18 protein-coding genes and 2 pseudogenes are annotated in these 19275 nt (G+C 41.3%); 2 read left to right on the plus strand and 18 right to left on the minus strand.

The annotated features are described in order from the left end of the window. Positions 1 to 11 precede the first annotated feature (11 nt). The 4 genes from KHM83_RS03680 to KHM83_RS03695 all read right to left on the minus strand — a co-directional run bounded on the left by KHM83_RS03680 (position 12) and on the right by KHM83_RS03695 (position 7174). Positions 12 to 2306 carry a Tex family protein gene (locus tag KHM83_RS03680; RefSeq protein ID WP_213235561.1) on the minus strand — a complete coding sequence of 765 codons (2295 nt, stop codon included), beginning with the start codon at positions 2304 to 2306 and terminating at the stop codon, positions 12 to 14. After that, positions 2290 to 3409, minus strand: a protein-coding gene (prfB, locus tag KHM83_RS03685; protein WP_213235562.1) for a peptide chain release factor 2 whose coding sequence is annotated in 2 segments (ribosomal slippage) — positions 2290 to 3333 and positions 3335 to 3409 — 1119 coding nt in all. Because the reading frame shifts where the segments join, the coding sequence is not laid out codon by codon here. Before prfB ends, KHM83_RS03680 begins: the two co-directional genes overlap by 17 nt. 228 nt (positions 3410 to 3637) lie before the next feature. Beyond that, positions 3638 to 6385, minus strand: a complete 2748-nt coding sequence (gene secA, locus KHM83_RS03690) for a preprotein translocase subunit SecA (protein ID WP_246542854.1) — start codon at positions 6383 to 6385, stop codon at positions 3638 to 3640. Positions 6386 to 6583: 198 nt separating this feature from the next. Beyond that, positions 6584 to 7174, minus strand: a complete 591-nt coding sequence (locus KHM83_RS03695; protein ID WP_213235563.1) for a DUF5317 family protein — start codon at positions 7172 to 7174, stop codon at positions 6584 to 6586. 257 nt (positions 7175 to 7431) lie between these two features. Here KHM83_RS03695 and KHM83_RS03700 point away from each other — a divergent pair, with 257 nt between their 5' ends. Together KHM83_RS03700 and KHM83_RS03705 are read left to right on the plus strand one after the other, a co-directional pair. Next, complete coding sequence (locus KHM83_RS03700; protein WP_213235564.1) at positions 7432 to 7671, plus strand: AbrB/MazE/SpoVT family DNA-binding domain-containing protein; 240 nt, start codon at positions 7432 to 7434, stop codon at positions 7669 to 7671. After that, the gene (locus KHM83_RS03705; protein ID WP_213235565.1) at positions 7665 to 8003 is read left to right on the plus strand and encodes a type II toxin-antitoxin system PemK/MazF family toxin; all 339 of its coding nucleotides are present in this window, start codon (positions 7665 to 7667) and stop codon (positions 8001 to 8003) included. The genes KHM83_RS03700 and KHM83_RS03705 overlap by 7 nt, the downstream gene beginning before the upstream one ends. A 216-nt stretch (positions 8004 to 8219) precedes the next feature. Here KHM83_RS03705 and hpf read toward each other — a convergent pair whose 3' ends face one another. The 14 genes and pseudogenes from hpf to flgL all read right to left on the minus strand — a co-directional run bounded on the left by hpf (position 8220) and on the right by flgL (position 19267). Then, positions 8220 to 8750, minus strand: coding sequence for a ribosome hibernation-promoting factor, HPF/YfiA family (hpf, locus tag KHM83_RS03710; protein WP_213235566.1), 531 nt, complete (start codon positions 8748 to 8750; stop codon positions 8220 to 8222). Positions 8751 to 8900: 150 nt separating this feature from the next. Continuing rightward, entirely contained in the window at positions 8901 to 9320 is a 420-nt protein-coding gene (locus tag KHM83_RS03715; RefSeq protein WP_213235567.1) for a hypothetical protein, read from the minus strand. 414 nt (positions 9321 to 9734) lie between these two features. Further along, a complete protein-coding gene (locus KHM83_RS03720; RefSeq protein ID WP_213235568.1) occupies positions 9735 to 9911 on the minus strand; it encodes a putative motility protein in 177 nt (58 codons plus the stop codon). A 92-nt stretch (positions 9912 to 10003) separates the two neighbouring features. Further along, positions 10004 to 10480 (minus strand): flagellar export chaperone FliS, encoded by a 477-nt coding sequence (gene fliS / locus KHM83_RS03725; protein WP_213235569.1) that lies wholly within the window; start codon positions 10478 to 10480, stop codon positions 10004 to 10006. A gap of 12 nt (positions 10481 to 10492) precedes the next feature. Next, positions 10493 to 10861 (minus strand): hypothetical protein, encoded by a 369-nt coding sequence (locus KHM83_RS03730; protein ID WP_213235570.1) that lies wholly within the window; start codon positions 10859 to 10861, stop codon positions 10493 to 10495. 3 nt (positions 10862 to 10864) lie between these two features. Next, on the minus strand, positions 10865 to 12784 hold the full coding sequence (fliD, locus tag KHM83_RS03735; protein ID WP_213235571.1) for a flagellar filament capping protein FliD: 1920 nt from the start codon (positions 12782 to 12784) through the stop codon (positions 10865 to 10867). Positions 12785 to 12819: 35 nt separating this feature from the next. Then, entirely contained in the window at positions 12820 to 13209 is a 390-nt protein-coding gene (locus KHM83_RS03740) for a flagellar protein FlaG (protein ID WP_213235572.1), read from the minus strand. A 109-nt stretch (positions 13210 to 13318) separates the two neighbouring features. After that, on the minus strand, positions 13319 to 13567 hold the full coding sequence (locus tag KHM83_RS03745; protein ID WP_213235573.1) for a hypothetical protein: 249 nt from the start codon (positions 13565 to 13567) through the stop codon (positions 13319 to 13321). 84 nt (positions 13568 to 13651) lie between these two features. Next, positions 13652 to 13951: pseudogene (locus KHM83_RS20005) on the minus strand (flagellin); the annotation flags it as partial. Positions 13952 to 15763: 1812 nt separating this feature from the next. Further along, positions 15764 to 16180 (minus strand): annotated as a pseudogene (locus KHM83_RS03755) (flagellin N-terminal helical domain-containing protein); the annotation flags it as partial. A gap of 162 nt (positions 16181 to 16342) precedes the next feature. After that, positions 16343 to 16567: a carbon storage regulator CsrA gene (gene csrA / locus KHM83_RS03760; protein ID WP_213235574.1), complete on the minus strand. Its 225-nt coding sequence runs from the start codon at positions 16565 to 16567 to the stop codon at positions 16343 to 16345. Continuing rightward, positions 16567 to 17010: a flagellar assembly protein FliW gene (fliW, locus tag KHM83_RS03765; RefSeq protein ID WP_213235575.1), complete on the minus strand. Its 444-nt coding sequence runs from the start codon at positions 17008 to 17010 to the stop codon at positions 16567 to 16569. The genes csrA and fliW overlap by 1 nt, the downstream gene beginning before the upstream one ends. 11 nt (positions 17011 to 17021) lie before the next feature. Next, complete coding sequence (locus tag KHM83_RS03770; protein WP_213235576.1) at positions 17022 to 17591, minus strand: DUF6470 family protein; 570 nt, start codon at positions 17589 to 17591, stop codon at positions 17022 to 17024. A 77-nt stretch (positions 17592 to 17668) separates the two neighbouring features. Beyond that, complete coding sequence (gene flgL, locus KHM83_RS03775) at positions 17669 to 19267, minus strand: flagellar hook-associated protein FlgL (RefSeq protein WP_213235577.1); 1599 nt, start codon at positions 19265 to 19267, stop codon at positions 17669 to 17671. Positions 19268 to 19275 lie beyond the last annotated feature (8 nt).

Raw genomic sequence — 19275 nt, forward strand, 5'->3', positions numbered from 1 at the left:
ACAAGCCTCCTTTATGATTGCTTTGCTCCGGCAACATTTTTCATGGTTAAGGAAATCTTTTGTCTCACCAGGTCAACTTTTAAAATTTTAACCGTTACAGTATCACCAACGGAGAGTACCTGCATCGGATGTTTAATAAAGCGGTCACAGATTTCAGAAATGTGCACGAGCCCATCCTGTTTGACACCGATATCGACAAATGCACCGAAATCGACGACATTTCTCACGGTTCCCGTTAATACCATATCTGGTCTCAAGTCTTCCATTTTGAGGACATCGGATCGAAAGATCGGTTTCGGCATATCTTCCCTTGGGTCACGTCCCGGCTTTTTCAACTCTTCTACAATATCGCGGAGAGAAGGTATGCCGATTCCCAACGCTTTAGACAGCTTTTCATAGCCATCTTTCAGGCGAGCGCCTCTGACTTGTGCATCCGAACGCTCAGGCTGTTTAAGTGCTTTAAGCGCTTCAAATCCCTGATGCCGTCCTTTCAACGTCGCTTTCGGCGCAGGTGCTTCGCCCATTTCGACAATGCGCTCCTCAATATTAGCTGCACCCCCTTCTGCTATCGCAGTAAGATCAATGTTAAGCGTTTTTAACAACTGCATGGTCGCATCATAACTCTCCGGATGCACCGCCGTATTGTCAAGCGGGTGCGCCCCTTTTGAAATACGCAGAAAACCAGCACACTGTTCAAACACTTTATCACCGAGTCGCTTCACTTTTAACAGTTCAGCGCGCGCCGTAAATTTACCGGTTTCATCTCTGTAGGCAACGATATTCTTAGCCAGTGTTCCATTGATGCCGGATACATAGCTGAGCAATGAAGGCGTTGCCGTATTGAGGTCGACACCGACGCTGTTGACACAGTCTTCAACGACACTGCCAAGCTGTGCTTCCAGTCGTTTTTGATTGACATCATGCTGGTACTGTCCAACGCCGATACTCTTCGGATCGATCTTCACCAATTCGGCGAGCGGATCCTGTAGGCGTCTGCCGATGGAAATAGCCCCTCTGATGGAGACGTCAATATCCGGATATTCTTCTGTTGCGAGCTTTGACGCTGAATAAACAGAAGCCCCTGCTTCGCTGACAATGGTATAGTAAACTTCACGATCCATTTCGGCAATCATATCTGCAACCACTTTTTCCGTTTCTCTAGAAGCAGTGCCGTTGCCGATTGGAATAATGTTGACATCATACTTTTCAATAAGTGTACGCATTTTCTTTTGCGCTTCAGCGACTTTATTCTGCGGTTCATTTGGGTACACCGTTGCATATTCCAACAGTTTGCCCGTCTCATCGAGTACCGCAAGCTTACAGCCCGTTCGAAAACTTGGGTCAATGGCGAGAATGCGCACATCTTTCACCGGTGCAATGAGCAACAGTGATTTTGTATTCTTGCCAAACACCTGAATGGCTTCTTCTTCTGCGCGTTCCGTCAGGCTATTGCGAACTTCACGCTCAACGGATGGACTGATCAGCCGTTTATAAGCATCTTCCACGGCGCGGTGAAGGTATACTGAAGTCGTAGCTTGCTCTGAGGCAATAACGGCATCTTTTAGATAAGTGATAATCTGTTCGTCTGGGCTCATGAGTTTAACGCGAAGCACTTTTTCCTTTTCACCACGGTTAAGGGCCAAGATTCGATGATTCGCCACTTTGGAAACGCCCTCGCTGTAATCATAGTACATTTCAAAAACGGTGTCTTCAACACCGTCAATGTGTTCGGAGGTCAGAACGCCATGCACCATGTTCAGCGATCGAATCGCTTCGCGATGATCCGGATTGTCTGAAATGCGTTCGGCAATAATATCCATGGCGCCTGCCCATGCATCAGCTGTCGTCTCAACGCCTTTTTCTGCATTAATATAGGGTGCCGCCACTGCATCGAGATCTGTCGTCTCACACGTTTGTTCCCAAATAATATCGGCGAGCGGCTCTAATCCTCTTTCCACAGCTTTTGAAGCACGCGTACTCTTTTTCTGTTTATAAGGACGATATAAATCTTCAACGCGCTGTAATACGGTGGCTTTCCTAATTTCAGCTTCAAGTGCTTCCGTTAATTTACCCTGTTCGTCAATGATCTTAATGATTTCATCTTTTCGCGTTTCAAGGCCTCTGAGGTATTTCAGACGATCATCAAAATCGCGCAGGACTTCATCGCTGATTCCACCGGTCACTTCCTTGCGGTATCTGGCGATAAAGGGAATGGTATTGCCTTCATCAATCAGGCCAACAGTTGCTTCAACCTGTTTTAAACTTAATTTGAGTTCAGTGGCGAGCTGACTATAGATCTGTGTCATCTTTTCGACTTCCTTTCAAGTAGGCTTCGATGAACAAGTCTAAATCGCCGTCCATAACCGCCTGAATATTTCCGACTTCCGCGCCGGTACGATGGTCCTTGACCATGTTATACGGATGAAAAACATACGAGCGTATTTGACTGCCCCATGTTATTTGAGAATAGTCACCTGCAAGGTCTTCAACGCGATCTTTTTGTTCGCGCTCTTTCAGTTCAATGAGCTTGGCCATGAGCATTTTCATCGCAGTTGCCCGGTTGGAAATCTGAGAACGCTCATTTTGACACTGAACCACGACACCTGTCGGCATATGGGTGATGCGCACAGCCGAATCCGTCGTGTTGACGTGCTGGCCGCCAGCGCCGGATGAACGGTAGGTGTCAATTTTTAAATCCACCGGATTGATGTCAATTTCAACACTGTCATCGAGTTCCGGCATAACATCCAGCGACGCAAAAGAAGTGTGGCGTTTACCGGATGCGTCAAAAGGTGATATGCGCACAATGCGGTGTACACCCTTTTCCGATTTCAGAAAACCATAGGCATTGACGCCTTCAATCATTAGCGTTGCACTTTTAATCCCCGCAGTGGTATCATCTTGCAAGTCTAAAACCTTTACCGTGTAATCGTGCTGTTCAGCCCAACGCGTGTACATTCTCAGCAGCATTTCTGCCCAGTCCTGAGCATCTGTCCCGCCGGAACCCGCATGAATGGCAACGATCGCATTATTGTGATCAAACTCACCGGTTAAGAGTGTTTTTAGATAAAGACTTTCATAGGTTTCGGATATCACTTCATAGGTTTGCATAAGCTCTTGTTCCAGCGAATCATCTTCATCCATCATCGCCATTTCACAAAGCCCCTCAAGGTCTTCGACTTGGTTAAACAAATGTTGGTAATTTTCAATTTCCTGTGTATAGCTCTTCTGCTGTTTTAAGAGTCCCTGCGCCTTTTCATTGTCATCCCAAAAGTCGGGTGCCGCAATTTTAAATTCGATTTCCTCTAGGTATCGCTTCATTTTAGCGATGTCAAAGAGACACCTCGAGCTCGACGATTTTCGTCTTTATTGTTTTGATCTCGCGGGAAAGCCGCTCTAATATAATCATATTGCCCCCTTATGGATAAAAATTATGGTGAGTTGCTTGTACCATGTTGTTTATGATTAATTTCCTGTTAATGAATGTTCATTAACGGTTGATTCCATGTTGATTCTATGTTGTTTCTATGTGGTCATGATCGCTTGTTATAGGATCGCCGCCTCTATTTTTGACCGAATGGTTTAAAAAAATTTGACGAATGACCTAAAAAAAGGTCAGCATGCTGACCTTTTGTTGTTATTCGTTAGCGTCTGGGTACATGCCGTGACATTTTTTGTACTTCTTGCCACTGCCACATGGACAAGGATCATTTCTGCCCACTTTTTTATCTGCTTTAAACGGTTTTTTTCCGCCTGACTGCGCTTGATCACCGCCGGAAGTCCCTGTAATAACAGCAACGCGTTTACGTTCGGTATCCGTTTGAAGCGTCGCGTGGAAGAGTGCTTTGATGGTTTCCTGCTGAATGTTGGCAATCATTTCGTCAAACATTTCAAAACCTTCCATCTTATAAGCAATAACCGGGTCTTGCTGACCGATCGCTCTCAGGCCAATCCCCTGCTTTAAGTCATCCATGGCGTCAATGTGATCAATCCAGTGCATATCGACAACTCTGAGCAGGATAGCGCGTTCCACTTCCCGCATCCGCTCAGGGCCAATTTCCGTCTCCTTGACAGCATAGAGTTCCTGTGCTTTTTCCGAAAGTATTTCATGAAGTTTTTCCACTGTCATTGTTTCGATATTATCGATGACAACGTCACCTTTTGGCAGGAAAATTGCCGCGAGATACGTAAAGAGCCCTTCAAGATCCCATTCTTCAGGGTATTTATAACCATCTGTATACATTGGAATCGCACGTTCAATGACTTTGTCAATCATACTGACAATATTCTCTTTAATATTGTCGCCATGGAGCACCCTGTTGCGCTCACCATAGATGATTTCACGCTGTTTATTCATAACGTCATCATATTGAAGAACGTGTTTACGAATACCGAAGTTACGGCCTTCTACCTTTTTCTGTGCATTTTCAATGGCTTTGGAGAGCATCTTGTTTTCAAGCTGCATATCTTCTTCCATACCAAGCGATTCGACGATGGATTTCGCACGGTCACTCACGAAGAGTCTCATGAGATCATCTTCAAAAGAAATGTAAAACTGAGATGAGCCCGGGTCTCCCTGGCGGCCGGCCCGACCGCGCAACTGATTGTCAATACGCCTTGATTCATGACGCTCTGTACCAATGATATGAAGACCGCCGGCAGCTTTTACCTTGTCGCTTTCTTCATCTGTCGTTATTTTAAATTTGGCATAGAGTTCATCGTAAAGTGCCTTAGCCTCTTCAATATCCGGAACATCCGGCAAAACAGGACTCGTTACACTGTTGACGACAAACTCATCATAGCCTTTTTTTGTCAGCTCACGTTTTGCCATGAATTCGGGATTACCGCCGAGCATAATGTCAGTACCGCGACCCGCCATATTGGTCGCAATGGTAACCGCGCCCAATCGCCCTGCCTGAGCGACAATTTCAGCTTCGCGCTCATGCTGTTTGGCATTGAGTATTTCATGTCTAATGCCCCTTTTCTTTAAGAGCCCGGCAATGTATTCCGATGTTTCAATACTGATAGTCCCCACGAGTACTGGGCGTCCTTCACTGTGTTTGGCTTCAATATCTTCAATCACGGCGTTAAATTTGCCATTGAGGTTTTTATAAATCCCATCGTCCAAATCCTGTCTCTGGATTGGGCGATTGGTCGGTACCACGACGACGTCCATATTGTAAATATGGCGGAATTCTTCTTCCTCTGTTTTGGCAGTACCCGTCATGCCGGCAAGTTTTTTATACATTCTGAAATAGTTTTGAAGGGTAATCGTCGCCAGAGTCTGGGATTCTTTTCGGACTTCGATTCCCTCTTTGGCTTCAATTGCCTGATGCAAACCATTTGAATAGCGTCTACCGTACATCAAACGACCTGTAAACTCATCGACGATAATCACTTCACCGTCTTTAACGATGTAGTCAACATCACGTCTCATGAGGAAACGCGCACGGATTGCCTGATTGATGTGATGCAAATACTCCATATTCTTAGGATCGGAAAGATTATCGAGGCCAAAGTATTTTTCTGCTTTAGCAACCCCATTCCGATTTTCACTGCCCTCTTCCTGCTGCCCGTATTTATCGACCACTAAACCATCTGTTAAGTTAATGCTCTTTGCCTTTTCATCGGTTACAAAATCTTCTTCTGCATTGAGCGTTTTGGCAAACATATCGGCAACACGGTACATATCTGTTGATTTGGCACTTTCACCGGAAATAATAAGCGGGGTCCTCGCTTCATCGACGAGAATACTGTCGACCTCATCGACAATACCGAAATTCAGCGGACGCTGCATCAATCGCTCTTGATTCATAACCATATTGTCACGCAAATAATCAAAACCAAATTCATTGTTTGTGCCGTAAGTAACATCTGCTAAATAAGCATTTTTACGTTCTTCACCTTCAACACCATGAACAACACAGCCTATTGTCAATCCCAAGTAGCGGTACACTTTCCCCATCCAAGCCATATCACGCTGTGCCAAGTAATCATTGACTGTGACAACGTGAACACCTTTGCCCTCAAGGGCGTTGAGGTATACGGGAAATGTTGCGACGAGGGTTTTACCTTCACCGGTTTTCATCTCTGCGATACGTCCCTGATGCAATACGATACCGCCGAGCAGCTGTACTTTAAAGGCTCTAAGCCCCAATACACGTTTCGCCGCTTCTCTGACAACGGCAAAAGCATCATACAAAATATCATCGAGTGTTTCGCCATTTTGGAGGCGGTCTCTTAATACCTGCGTCTGTGCTTTAAGTGTCTCTTCATCCATCGCTTGATATTTTGGTTCCAAAGCTTCAATGGCATCGACACGCTTACTGATTTTCTTAACTTCTTTCTCGTTGAGATCTCCGAAGACGAGTTTAAGCAGACTCATAATCTATAACATCCTTTCAGTTGAAGTGATTTTTCTGAATTTTGCTCTAATTCATATTATATCACACTCTTATTTGATAATTTTCAAACAAATTGTAAATCAATGCTTTCACATAGCAAAATCAGCCTTGATACTGTCGCACGAGGCGATGGGCTGATTTTTATGCGGTGTTTTGCAACACATTTAAAAGGTTTTTCACTATTTATTCACATGATATTGGAAGGTTACCATGGCACCCCGCTTTGAGGAAAACATCATCATTTCCCCCTGCACCAACAGAATAATGCCAATACTCATAATGATATCGCCAATGCTAATCAGCTGATTGAGCGGATACCAAGCCGGCATGACGATAATCTTGCCAAGATAAGGGGCTAAAAAACTTGCGTTTGCCATATCTACATAATTGATAACACTGCCCGCACCAACGGATTCCGCCAAACTTGCTAAACCAGATGACGCCATTCGAGACACGGGAACCGGCATGCGAAATTGATTCATACCCATAATGAGCAGGTTGATGACACCGCCGAGCATAATGAGCTTGACACCACCTTTTTCGTGATTGACAAGCGCCACAACCATCGCGATAATCCCCGCTGCAAACGGCAGAATTTGAGGCATTGCCATATCTATCTGCATCATGCGCAGTGCAAACGGCGATATATAGACAAAAAAACTCAGCACGATGAGCACGCTTCCTTTAAAGCGCATATCTGCAAAATTATTTAGTCGTCCATTGCGAAAAAAACCGAGTAAAAAGCCAATGAGTATTGCCTCTATAATCATGTAGTGCTCCCTTCCCTTATGCACACAACATTAAAATCTTCAACTAAATCATACCCTATTATATTTTATCATAAATAAGCATCCTTGCGTAACATTCCATTTGATAAATAAGTCTCACTTCATTTCACATGATGATAACCCACATCGTACCTGCGGATTATCATTTTCTTTGCGAAATATGATGAAAAACAGATACCGTGTGAGCTTTTTCATGGTATAATAAGTATATACATGTATGTACGGAAGGAGGCCGATGTATGTCTATTATCATAAAAAAAATGGGAAACAGCAAAGGCATCATATTAAGAAAAGATATTTTAGAAGCTTTAAATCTTTGCGAAAATGATGAACTCAATGTAGAGATTGAAGAAGATAAGTTGATTCTTACCAAAGTGAAAAAGACCATGTCTATTGATACCCTATTCAGTGACTACACAGGTAATTATAAACCAACTGAAATTGACTGGGGCAAATCCCTAGGGCGTGAGATATGGTAAAACAAGGTGATATTATTTGGTTAAATTTCTCCCCAACACGTGGTTCCGAACAGAGCGGGCGTCGTCCGGCACTTGTATTAAGCAATTCGAAATTCATCCACTATACAAATGGTTTTGCAATTGTTGCACCGATTTCAAGTTCAGATAACGGCTTTCCGCTTCACATCAAAATTGAAGACAACTTGGCGATTAAAGGATTTATATTAACGGAACATATCCGGTCTGTTGATCTCAATGCCAGAGCCTATACGTTATGTGACACTGTCAGCGATGACTTTCTGAAAAATATCCTTAACATTGCAGACGCAATGTTTGAAAACGAACGATTGTGACAATATGTTGAACCACACTTCACAGCACTTGACCAATTGCTGTCTTATGGGGGAATAAAAAGCGATAGCTCCTGTCACACATTATTCCTATGCGATGCGAAAAAACGCACCTAAAAGAGCAGGCGCATCTGCACCTGCTCTTATGATTCAATCCATATTCAATTCTTAATTTACCGTTTTTTCAAAATACCCGATTTGAGACAAATGCTTTATGCTTTACAGATACGGCTCAATTAAACCATAATCGCCGTCTCTGCGCCTGTAAACCACATTAACTTCTTCGGTATCACCATTGAGGAATACGAAAAAGTCATGGCCGAGCAGTTCCATTTGTAGAACAGCTTCCTCCGGTACCATTGGTTTCACAGGGAAGCGTTTTGTCTTGACAATAGAAGCTTCATCTTTGAAGTCCTTATCATCCGGAATTGACTCGAATTTAATAGATTCATGTCCTTTAAAACGTCTTTCAATTTTCGTTTTATGTTTTTTCATCTGTCTGGCAATTTTATCAATCGCTTCATCAATTGAACCATACATGTCATCTGTTGCACTTTCTGCTCGGAACAGCGTTCCGTTTTTCAGCGGTATGGTTACTTCTACGATATGTTTGTTTTTTTGAGTGGTAAAAGTAGCGTGGGCCTCGACATCGCTTTTAAAGTACTTATCGAATTTGTTGAGCTTGTCGGTAACTTGTTTTCTTATTGCGTCGGTAATTACTAAATTTCTTCCTGTCACGATTACTTTCATAAACTCATCCCCTTATAAATTGATATTAGCATTATACCCGAAAGGGAGAGGACATAACATCAAATTTAGTGGCGATTTTGTGAACAATTTATGAAGCGCCAGTTTTTGACACCCTTTGTTTTCGCGGCTTCTAAGCCTTTTCCGTAAAATCTACTTATGTCGATAGGCTCTTTGTGCACTGTCGAACTTTCGCTGCTGTGCTACTGTCTTTTGAATATCCTCTGCCGCCGCATCATATGATGCTTCCATTGATGAAAAAATCGCTGTTAAATCTTGAATATGTACGATAGACTGCTGTGCCTTTTTAAACTGCTGCTTAATCTCTTTTGGCAGCTTTTCAGGCGCATCAACTTCAGCGGATTTCAAAAAGCGTTCATAAGCCGTCAGGAAAACAAGATCCAGCTGATGAATTTGCTTGCGAGCCGCTTTGATGGCTTCAACCTGTGTCATTAAAACCTCCGCATCTTCACCTTCAGCCTGCGCTTTGATGACTTGATGTACATTTTTGATGGTCGACTCCAATAAAGCGATTTTTTGTATCAGCACTTCTTCCAGCACATCAATTGACATATTCTGCCTCCACTCATGATTTCTTTGGTGCTTCTCTTATTTGGGGAAATTGCATTATTCAAATTAGAGTATTACGATTACAATAGATTAGCTTATGAAGCCAAGTCCATGAAAATATTTGTGATTATTATGCTCATTATACCATGGAAATATAAAAACGTTTCACACCTCAAGTAATCCTTACGACGAAAGTGATGACATCGCCACCTTAAGTTGATCCTTCGCTGCAATATACTGAATTTCAATCAAATACTCTTATGGTAACAAAAGGCAAGATTTAAGTGATATGATTGACTTAATGACTAAGATCAATCGCTTTAAGCACATTTTCTCTGCATATAAAAAACCGCGAATTTCTCCTTAGAGATTCGCGGTTATGTGCATTAATAATACTGTTTTCAAATCCAAAACTCACTATATTTTCAAATCCAAATGCTGACCCTTGCCAGGTTCTGTGGCCGCTTCCATTGCCTTAATGGTACTCTGAACGGATTCGGCATCACGGCTCATGGCCTTTTGCATCATCGAAATATTAAGCGCTTGTTTTAAGCTACTCAAGTACTGGGTTTGATATGAAGTTATGCTGTTCATGATCATCCCTCCTCTTACCGTATAGTACTATTATACCTCAACACCGCCACATTAAACAGTTGTTTATTGTTAACTTTTCATAAACATTGAACTTAACCCTTAAGGTCAAACGCCTGTCGCCAAGTCTCCTTAAAGTTTTCTGCAATTTCCAGTGCTTCTTTAAATGCCATTTCATTCTTGTCTACATTGGCTTCGACAAGTTTAAAGCTCATGTATTCATAGAGCTGGTCAAGGCTGTCGCTGATTGGTATGTCCTTGTTAAGTGTCGATCTGAGTTCATCAATAATGGCTTGCGCACGCTGTGCATTGTAATTGACGTCTTCCATTCGCTTCATCTCAAGGTACATCACGGCTTTCTTGATGAATTTGACGAGACCTTCATAGAGCATATACGTCAGCTCCTCAGGCTTTGCCGACATCACTTTGTTTTCAATGTATTGTCCGCTTCGATCCTGTGCTGCCGTGCTGTGGGCAACAGAAGGCGTTGGCTTTTTCTCCTCTTTTTCTTCTTTTTCCAATCGTATGAAATGCCGCGGCTTTGCATAATTGTAGGGGTTCATAATTGCCATTTTAAAGCCTCCTTAATACCTCTTCTTGTATGAATCAAATGTGTTGCCAACCAGAAATGCTTCTGCCATTTTATACTTTTGATTAACCTTGTTGGCATAATGGACATCTCGTTTTTGCACTTTTGTCTTCATCATCATGCTTTCCTGTTTTTGCTTCATCGCTATCATATCTGCCATACAAGCTTCATTTTCAACGCGAAACAATTCTAATACTGCCATAACAGCTTCTGTTTTTTCATGTTTCTCAGCTGTAAATGTCTCAATTGCCGCCTGTCTTTCAGCCAAAACATCTAGTGCTATTTCCAGTTTATCAGCTGCAAGTGCCCGACGAGCCAACTTGGTCTGATTGACAATTTTTTTTAGTGCTTCTTCAGCTGTCATACATTAGCTCCCTAATGAACTTAAAAGCGAGTTATAAGAAGACTGCATTTTTGAGAGTGCCGCTTCCATGTTGGCAAACATCACGTAGTAATGGTCTTCCTTATCCGCCAAGTAATCCATCATGTCATCAATACGTTTGTCATAATCGTTCAAGGAAAGGGTAAAGTAATTCTCAAAGTAACTGCTGTCGTTTTCAATCCCAACTTTTTCAATTAGGATGCCTTTATACCCTTCAGTGTCCCTTGTCGTTCTAATATTGTCTTTAAGTGTATCTTCCAACCGCTTTCCTAATCCATTCTCATTATAACGACCAGCGCGATTATCAGAATCCGTATATGCATAATCCGACTTCTGCGTGAATAAATTAACCACTTCATCATAGTTTTCTTCGAGTGCTTTTGTAAACTTATCTTTATCCAGCGTGAGCTTCCCTTTATCTGAATATTCCGTTGTACTGATTCCAACATCATTAAGCGTTAATTCCGTTCCCGATACCTTGTCAATAAAAGCATTCCGGAAGTTTGTCAACATGGTTTGAAGTTCTGAAGCACCTCTTAAACTGCCCGATTTCGCTCTTGATTCCCACATCGCGACTTCTTCGTCACTCATCGAATCTTTTTCCTCTGCAGTGAGCGGTTCATAATCATAATATTTCTTTTCACTGAGTTTTGTTTCAATATGATCTAAAATATTATTATAATCCGTAATAAAATTTTGCATTTTTTCAGCAAGTGCATCAGTGTTTGGTTCGATTTCAATATCAATTGGGTCAGTCGTTGTATCATTGAGCTCATATGAAACACCTTCATACGTAAATGAATTGCTTGACATGACGATATCAACACCATCAAGTGTCAATTTCGCATTTTGACCGGCAGTATAGTCAATATTCGAAACGTTTCCATCAGTATCTACGAGATCCGTATCCACCGAAAATAATGATTTAAAGAACACCTCTGCTGTGGAGCCATCTTCAATACTGATATTATTGGCAGTCCCTTCATTATTCGCCGTCATGATAAACTGATCCTGCAACGTGTCAAATCTTACCTCAACGCCTGCATCTGAATCATTTATCTTTGTTAATGCTTCTTTAATGGTATCGTCCGCTTCAAGCGTTATGCTGACACCATTTATCTCAATAGCAGATAATGCCGCATCAGAAAATCCAAAGAGTTCTCCCATGCTTTTTTCTTTATAATCATTCGAACTCTGCCCGCTGGTAATACCAAGTGTCGTCAATGTACTAGCAGAATCACCTTCAAGAATCGTCAGTTGATTAGCAGGCAAATTAAAATAGAGTTCCCCAGTATCGGTCAAGCTCACGATATCTGTATAATCATCACCAAATGCACTTTTAATGGAGGCATTGAGTTCATCTACCAGATCACTGGAAGAAGTCATACTTTCAACATCGGTGCCGGCAATGGTTACCGTTTTCGTCGACCTGCCAATGGTAAGTGAAAAAGTTAAGTCTTCGGCACCAGGATCTGTGTCAATATTATTAAAATCAAATCCCGAAGACATAATTCCCGTTAAGTATGCTTTATTGCCTGCCCATGTATCATTTGTCGCCAACTGAGAAATACTGTTAATGGTATGATGACTCGCTGCCAAATCACCATTAGCCGTTACATTAACAATATTTGTATGCTCATTATTCATGAGAACGCTGTATTCAAATTCAGCAAATGAAGACGAAGAAGTAATGTTGGTATCCGAATTTAAAACGTCAAAATATGTCGATTGAAATTCAGTGAGCATGCTCACAATTTCTTGGTACCCCTCTTGTTTCCACTGTTCATATTGCTTTTCTTTTTCTAACTTTTCGAGTTTTAGATTTTCAACTTCCATTAGATCGTTAACGAGTGTTTCTGTATCAAAACCCGAAACAATTCCTAATACACGATTAGCTGATGACATTTTTACTCACTTCCTTCTAATGTCGATAACACTGGTTAAGCTTTCTCATCTACAAAAAGACCTGCAAGTTCCCACATTTTCGCGATCATATCCTCAATTTTCTTAGGTGGAAATTCACTGATCACTTCATTGGTAGTACTGTCTACCAATTTATACATCACCGTATGAGTGACTTCATGAACTTCCCGCTCAATAAAGCGGTTATATTGCTGTAAATTTTTATTTGCCTGATCAACTGACTTCTGCAGCAGATCCTCGTTAATCCCACCGTCTTCATTTCCTGACACTTTAATCGGCATCATTGAATCTGCCGATGGATTCACAGATTCAATATTGGCATTTTCAGTTGGGCTGACAGCTCTACTATCCTTTGAAATCGCTTCCGTGCTCATACTCTGTGCTGTCGATATGCCATTGATTTTCATGACGCTCACTCCCTTCGCTCTTCCTTGAGCTCATTTCACTTGTTATCTAGAATATCGTCACATTCTTCAAAAAACTTTATGTATTTAATGCAATAATTCTTTAATTGCATTATTGATATCGTGTTGCCTCTGCTTCTAAAAGTTTGATCTCTTCAATCAATTGGTTAAATGCTTTTTGAAGCTTCATTCTTTCAATCTCTATCATCTCTGGTGCTGTTGCCATTACTGCCAGATTTCTAGCTTCAACAAGACGCACTTCCAGCGCATCTAACATTGCCTGTTTTAATTTTATTGCTTCAAGTAATTGCTCAAGTTTTTGAAGATCTTCCATCAATATGGCCCGCTTTCCTGTAGACATTCAGCTATTCTTCTAAAATTAAATCATTTGATATAAAAAGGGTCAGAGAAAAGACTCTGACCCCTAGTAGTATTAAAACATATACTATCTTAATAATTGGAGTACACCTTGAGGTGCTTGGTTTGCTTGTGCAAGCATTGCCTGAGCAGCTTGTTGCAAGATATTGTTTTTCGTGTATTCCATCATTTCTTTTGCCATGTCGACGTCGCGAATACGAGATTCAGAAGCTTGCAAGTTTTCTGATGAAGTGTCTAAGTTCTTGATGGTATGTTCCAATCTGTTTTGGACTGCACCAAGTTTAGCACGTTGGTCAGAAATTGAAGTTAATGCAGTATCAATAATATGCACAGCTGCTGTCGCGTTTTCGTAACTTGAAATATCAAGTGAAAACTCTGTAACGTCACCATCAGCTTCGACAGTTGCCGCCGCTTTAAAGTTCGCTACATAGTTTTTACCGTCTACTGTAAATGCATTGGTAGCACTTGCTGTAGAAGCACTAACACCAAGGGCAACAGAACCAACATCATCAATCGCGATCGAAATCTTTTGACCAGTATTAGCACCGATTTGCATGTTGACAGAATTATCTAAAGTAGTATTTTCAACTTCAAATGTTATTGTACCTGCTGATGTAGCTAAAGTATCATCTGTATCCATAGTAATACCATTGCCAAAATCAGCTGTTTCTCCAGCTTGAATAGTCGTAGACGCTGTGCCCGCACCAGTTAAATCAAATGTAAATTCAGTCACGTTGTCATTAACACCAAAGAAAATATCACCTTCAGCTAAGTCAGCTTCATCATAAGTTAAAACAACATCCTTGCCCAAATCAATTGTAACATCGTCACCAGTACCCGTTAAAGCGAATTGTCCAGCACCTACAATTGTCGAACCATCAGCATTTTGTAATTGAGCTGTGTATTCGGTACTTTCACCCACCGTGATCGTTTGGTCATATGAAGCAGCTTGAGATGATAGAGCTAAAAGCCCTGTAGCATCTAAATCCACCAGCAAACCAGATGCGCCGAAAGAAATATTTGACACACTAGATGGATCCGCAAGTTCAAGCTCAGTAACTACAAAGTCACTACCAATTTGCGCCGGACCTGAAGTATCACTTAGACTAATTGTAAACTCACTCTGAATTGTCGTAGATAACACTTCTCCAGAAGTTAAAGTTGATTGATCAATTACAAAGTCTAGCGTTTCTGTACCCACAGTTACACTAAGCGCTTGTCCTGCTGTATTATCCGATAGTGCAGAAGCAGTTCCTGTATTCGTTCCATCAGAGACAGTAATTACGTCTTCAACTGCATCTGACGCGATGGTTAATGATGCCCCATCATAATCAGCTGCAGCAACGACAACTGCACCTGCAGTGCCAACACCAGTAGTCCCATTCAACAAATTATCTACATCCACATCAAACTTCATACCATCTAGCTGTATAGTCTGTGCTCCATTTGAAAGGTTATCAGTAGTAATCATTACGGTATTACCCGTATCACTGTTTGTAAAAGTAATTTCGGCTATACCACTTGTAGTACCATCATCAGCAATAGAAACGGATAAATCAAAACCATTGTTTAAAGCATCCGCTTGAGCTGCCGTTGCACCATCAGCTACTTGGAAGTTGGTAATTATATTATCATTGTCAAGGTTACCGCCGCCAGTACCTGCTAAATTATCGGAAACTTTTGTATTGTCAAATGTTCTACTTGATGTAACTGTATAGCTACCTGAATCATAACCATCAAGTTTAGCACCCGATACATCTAATGCAATAGAACCACTAAGACTATCTGATGACGTTTGCCTTTTAACGACACTTAGTGTATGAGCTTCATTTGCTAAGCCAGAATTAGCTTCAATGGTAACCGCCGTATTGTTGCCACTAGTATCATAAATACTATTTGTGTCGACAGCTGCAGAAATTGTTTTAGCAACATCTTCAGTAATCGCTACTTTGTATGCACCACCAGCTAAATCAACGGTTGCACCAGCAGTAACTGAAACATCAGCATGAACACCATTTAAAATACTTCCTTCAATCTGTGCAACAGTTGACGATGTAACTTCGACATTGTAAACTCCTGTTGACGCACTTGAATCGCTCTCAATACCTAACGCTGTCACACCCGTATCTAAGGTTGTTGATCCTGATTTTTCTGCTTTACCATCACCCGTAATCGCCAAGTCACCATTTAAGAGTTTTTTCTTGTTGAATTCAGTTGTTTCAGAAATTCTGTTGAGTTCTGAAGTCAATTGATCGATTTCACTTTGAATCGCTGTACGGTCTTCATCTTCATTGGTGTCATTTGCAGATTGTACTGCAAGTTCACGCATACGTTGAAGAATCGCTTGTGATTCGTTTAATGCGCCTTCAGCTGTTTGAACCAGTGAAATTGCATCTTGTGAGTTTCTTGAAGCTTGGTCGAGACCTCTAATCTGAGCTCTCATTTTTTCAGAGATCGCAAGACCTGCTGCGTCATCGCCGGCACGGTTAATTCTGTAGCCTGATGATAATTTTTCGATAGATTTCGAGCTTGCCTCTGAATTGATGCCTAATTGTCGATGGGTATTCATTGCCATCAAGTTGTTATTAATTCTCATAATTTTTTCCTCCTTGAAAAAATGTGTCCGGAATCCTTTCCGGTTTATTGTATAACCTCGAAGACGCGGCCGCCGCCTCCAAGAAGGTTATCTAAATAAGTTATCGGATATTTACCGAAAAAACTTTATCTTAAACATAAAAAAACAATTACTTTTTTATCATTATTTTTTCATTTTTTCAGCCAACAGCGATCTCGCATCTTTTGAGACAATGGCTTCTTTATTGCTTTCCATTATTTTATCAAAAATTTCACTCCTGTGAATTGCCACTTCTTTTGGTGCGTTAATGCCAATTTTCACTTTACCTTCTTCAATGCTGATAATTTGAATCTCAATATTGTTATTGATTATGATACTCTCGTTTTTTTTACGCGTTAGGATCAGCATTACATCTCATCCTTTCCATCAGCCTTAAAAATAAAATATTTAAAGATCGGATAATCCTGCAAAACCACTTGTTTGGCCTTATTGTTCGTATTATTGACAACAACAGGTGCGACGAGGTTAATAGATGTCCGTTCCAGATCCTCTGGTATTGTAACAATCGAGTAAATCGAGATATCAGACGGTTTCTTAATCTCGAGCTGCTCTACGACCTCACTTGTCAATTCAAAGTCATACGGGTTGACAAATATAAAGGGGTTCGTGATCATAAATGAGATCGCCTCTCTTTTAATCGACTGCAAATAGTGAAAGGGTAATTCCGGATCATTGGATAAAACAATGATAAAATCCTTTTCATCTTCAAACCCTGGGATTCCATCTTCAAAAACGATAACATTGCTCTCATCGTATTGAATCGTACCCAAATGTGTTGTTTTCATCTCCATTTCAAGCCCTCCTATATATGATAACTAAGACTGGATGAGTCATATGAAATCGTCACTTTACCATACTCGGCAACAGCGATTTCAACCTTTCCCGGCGTAAAATTATTTTCAACTTTTCGCGAAACCGTACGGTTATTCACCCTAGCTGGCTGATACTGATAATTGACATCCCCTTCTTTTAAGGTAATACTCGGTCTCGATTTCGGAATGGCATCATAATTAAACTCGTGCTCAAACATGGTATAGGCATTCTGAATAGCCTGATCCGGAATGGGATCTGCTTTATTTTCGATCGAAGCCATCTGATTGCCATCTTCAACAATTCTCGCAACACCTTCTTGAAACTTTTGTTGTCCGTATGCGACAGAATCTGCCATGAAGTCTTTAATATTTTTTAATCCACACTCTGCAAAGCACGCCGTTTGATCAATCTCAATTTCTGGTGATGTCGATTCCATTTCTAGCGATCCCCGCTCTGTGTCAAGTGCTAGCACTTGGCCGCCATTCCCTTGCATCTCAAGTGACGCATTGACCGTTTGAACTGATAGCTGAGCTCTTGTCGATTGTATTTGAATAGGCATTCTTTCACTTCCTTTCAAGCGAAATGGCATTCATGCAAATACCCACATACATAAACCTTAATCTTATCTTATCGTTTTTAAGAAATAAAGTCTACTAAAGAAGGCTGGATGACCTGTGCACCAACCGATAAAGAGGCTTTATAAACATTTTCAAGGTTTTTGTACCACATAATGGCCTGTGCCATATCGACGTCCTGCACATCACTTAACAACGATGTAAATGTAATAATATTATCTTTAACTCTGGAACTGATGAATTCAATACGATTTGTCTTACCACCGACATCACCTAAAGCGGTTAAGACTTGATCTAAGTTATCATCCATTTTGCCAATCATATTGCTAAGAGCATCTGAATCATCGGCTTCGAGTGCTGTAATCAGCTCATCCAAGTCATTGATGAGACTGCTTTCATTGGAAACAACATAATCAACCTCCAAGGTATTAACGGAACCATCTGCGGCACCATCGACGGTAAGCGTTAAGTTGCTGCCATTTGTACCTGCTACTGTTACTCCATTTGATGGAAATTGCGAATCAATTTCCGCTTGAAGTGCTATAGCATAGTCAGCCACTGTTGAAAGTGATGAAAAATCAACACTGATCGCTTTTTGCTCGCCATTAAGTGTCAGCATAAGCGTACTGACATCCTCCGCATTGGCGATATCCGTATCGTGCAACGCGACATCGCTTGTAAAGACACTGATGCCTTCATCAAAACCAGTAACGTTGCCTGAAACGGTAACACCCGCTGAAGCACTCAAATCCGTTATTGTCGTGGTACTGCCGTAAGCTTTCGCTTCAATGACCAATTTATCATTATTGTCATAATAAATCGTTGCTACATCTGAAAGAACCCCGCCACTGCCATCTGAAGCACCTTGAACTGCCGCGAGCATATCTGACTTTGTCAATGGATCATTTTGCGACTGTGCGAGCAATGTCATATCCACACTATAGGTTGTACTGTTTATATCAATATCTATTTTTTCACCAACGACTTCATAATCATTTGTGAGATCAACATTTAAAGCCATTTTACTCCGTGTAGAGGCTGTAGTTTCTGCACTGCCATAGGAAATAAGGCCATTATAAAAACTCGTATCTTCCCCTATGCCAAAGATGTCGGTTGGATAAGTTGCAACATCCATAACTTCATTGACATAAACTTCAAAATTAACGGTGCTTTTCTCTTTGACGCGCTGTGATGTCATTGCAATATTGTAAGTACCATCATCATTAAAAAGCGGTTCGTCTGTTTCCAGTCCCGAAAAAATGTAGCGGCCTGCGATCGTGGAATTCCCCAGCGATATAATTTCTTCTCTTAGCTGTTCTACTTCTGTCATAATCTTCTGTGTGTCTTCATCCGTGTTGGTGCCATTGGCCGCCTGTACAGTAAGCTCTCTAACGCGCTGAAGAATTTCCTTCACATCGTCCGTGGAACTCTCAGAGACTTCCAGCCAGCCAAGTGATGTTGTAATATTATCACTGTACTGCTCTGCAGCGCGAATGTCTGTTTTATACTTCAGCACTTTAGTAATCCCCACCGGATCATCAGACGGTCTGGAAATCTGCTGTCCTGATGAGAGTTGATTTTGATATTTTGAAAGTGAATTTAAATTGCGATTTGAGTTCCAAAGCATGTCTGAAATCATCATACTATTTGTTATTCTCATGCGATTAC

The organism is Fusibacter paucivorans (genome assembly GCF_018390735.1).
In the GTDB taxonomy this organism is placed as follows: domain Bacteria; phylum Bacillota; class Clostridia; order Peptostreptococcales; family Acidaminobacteraceae; genus Fusibacter; species Fusibacter paucivorans.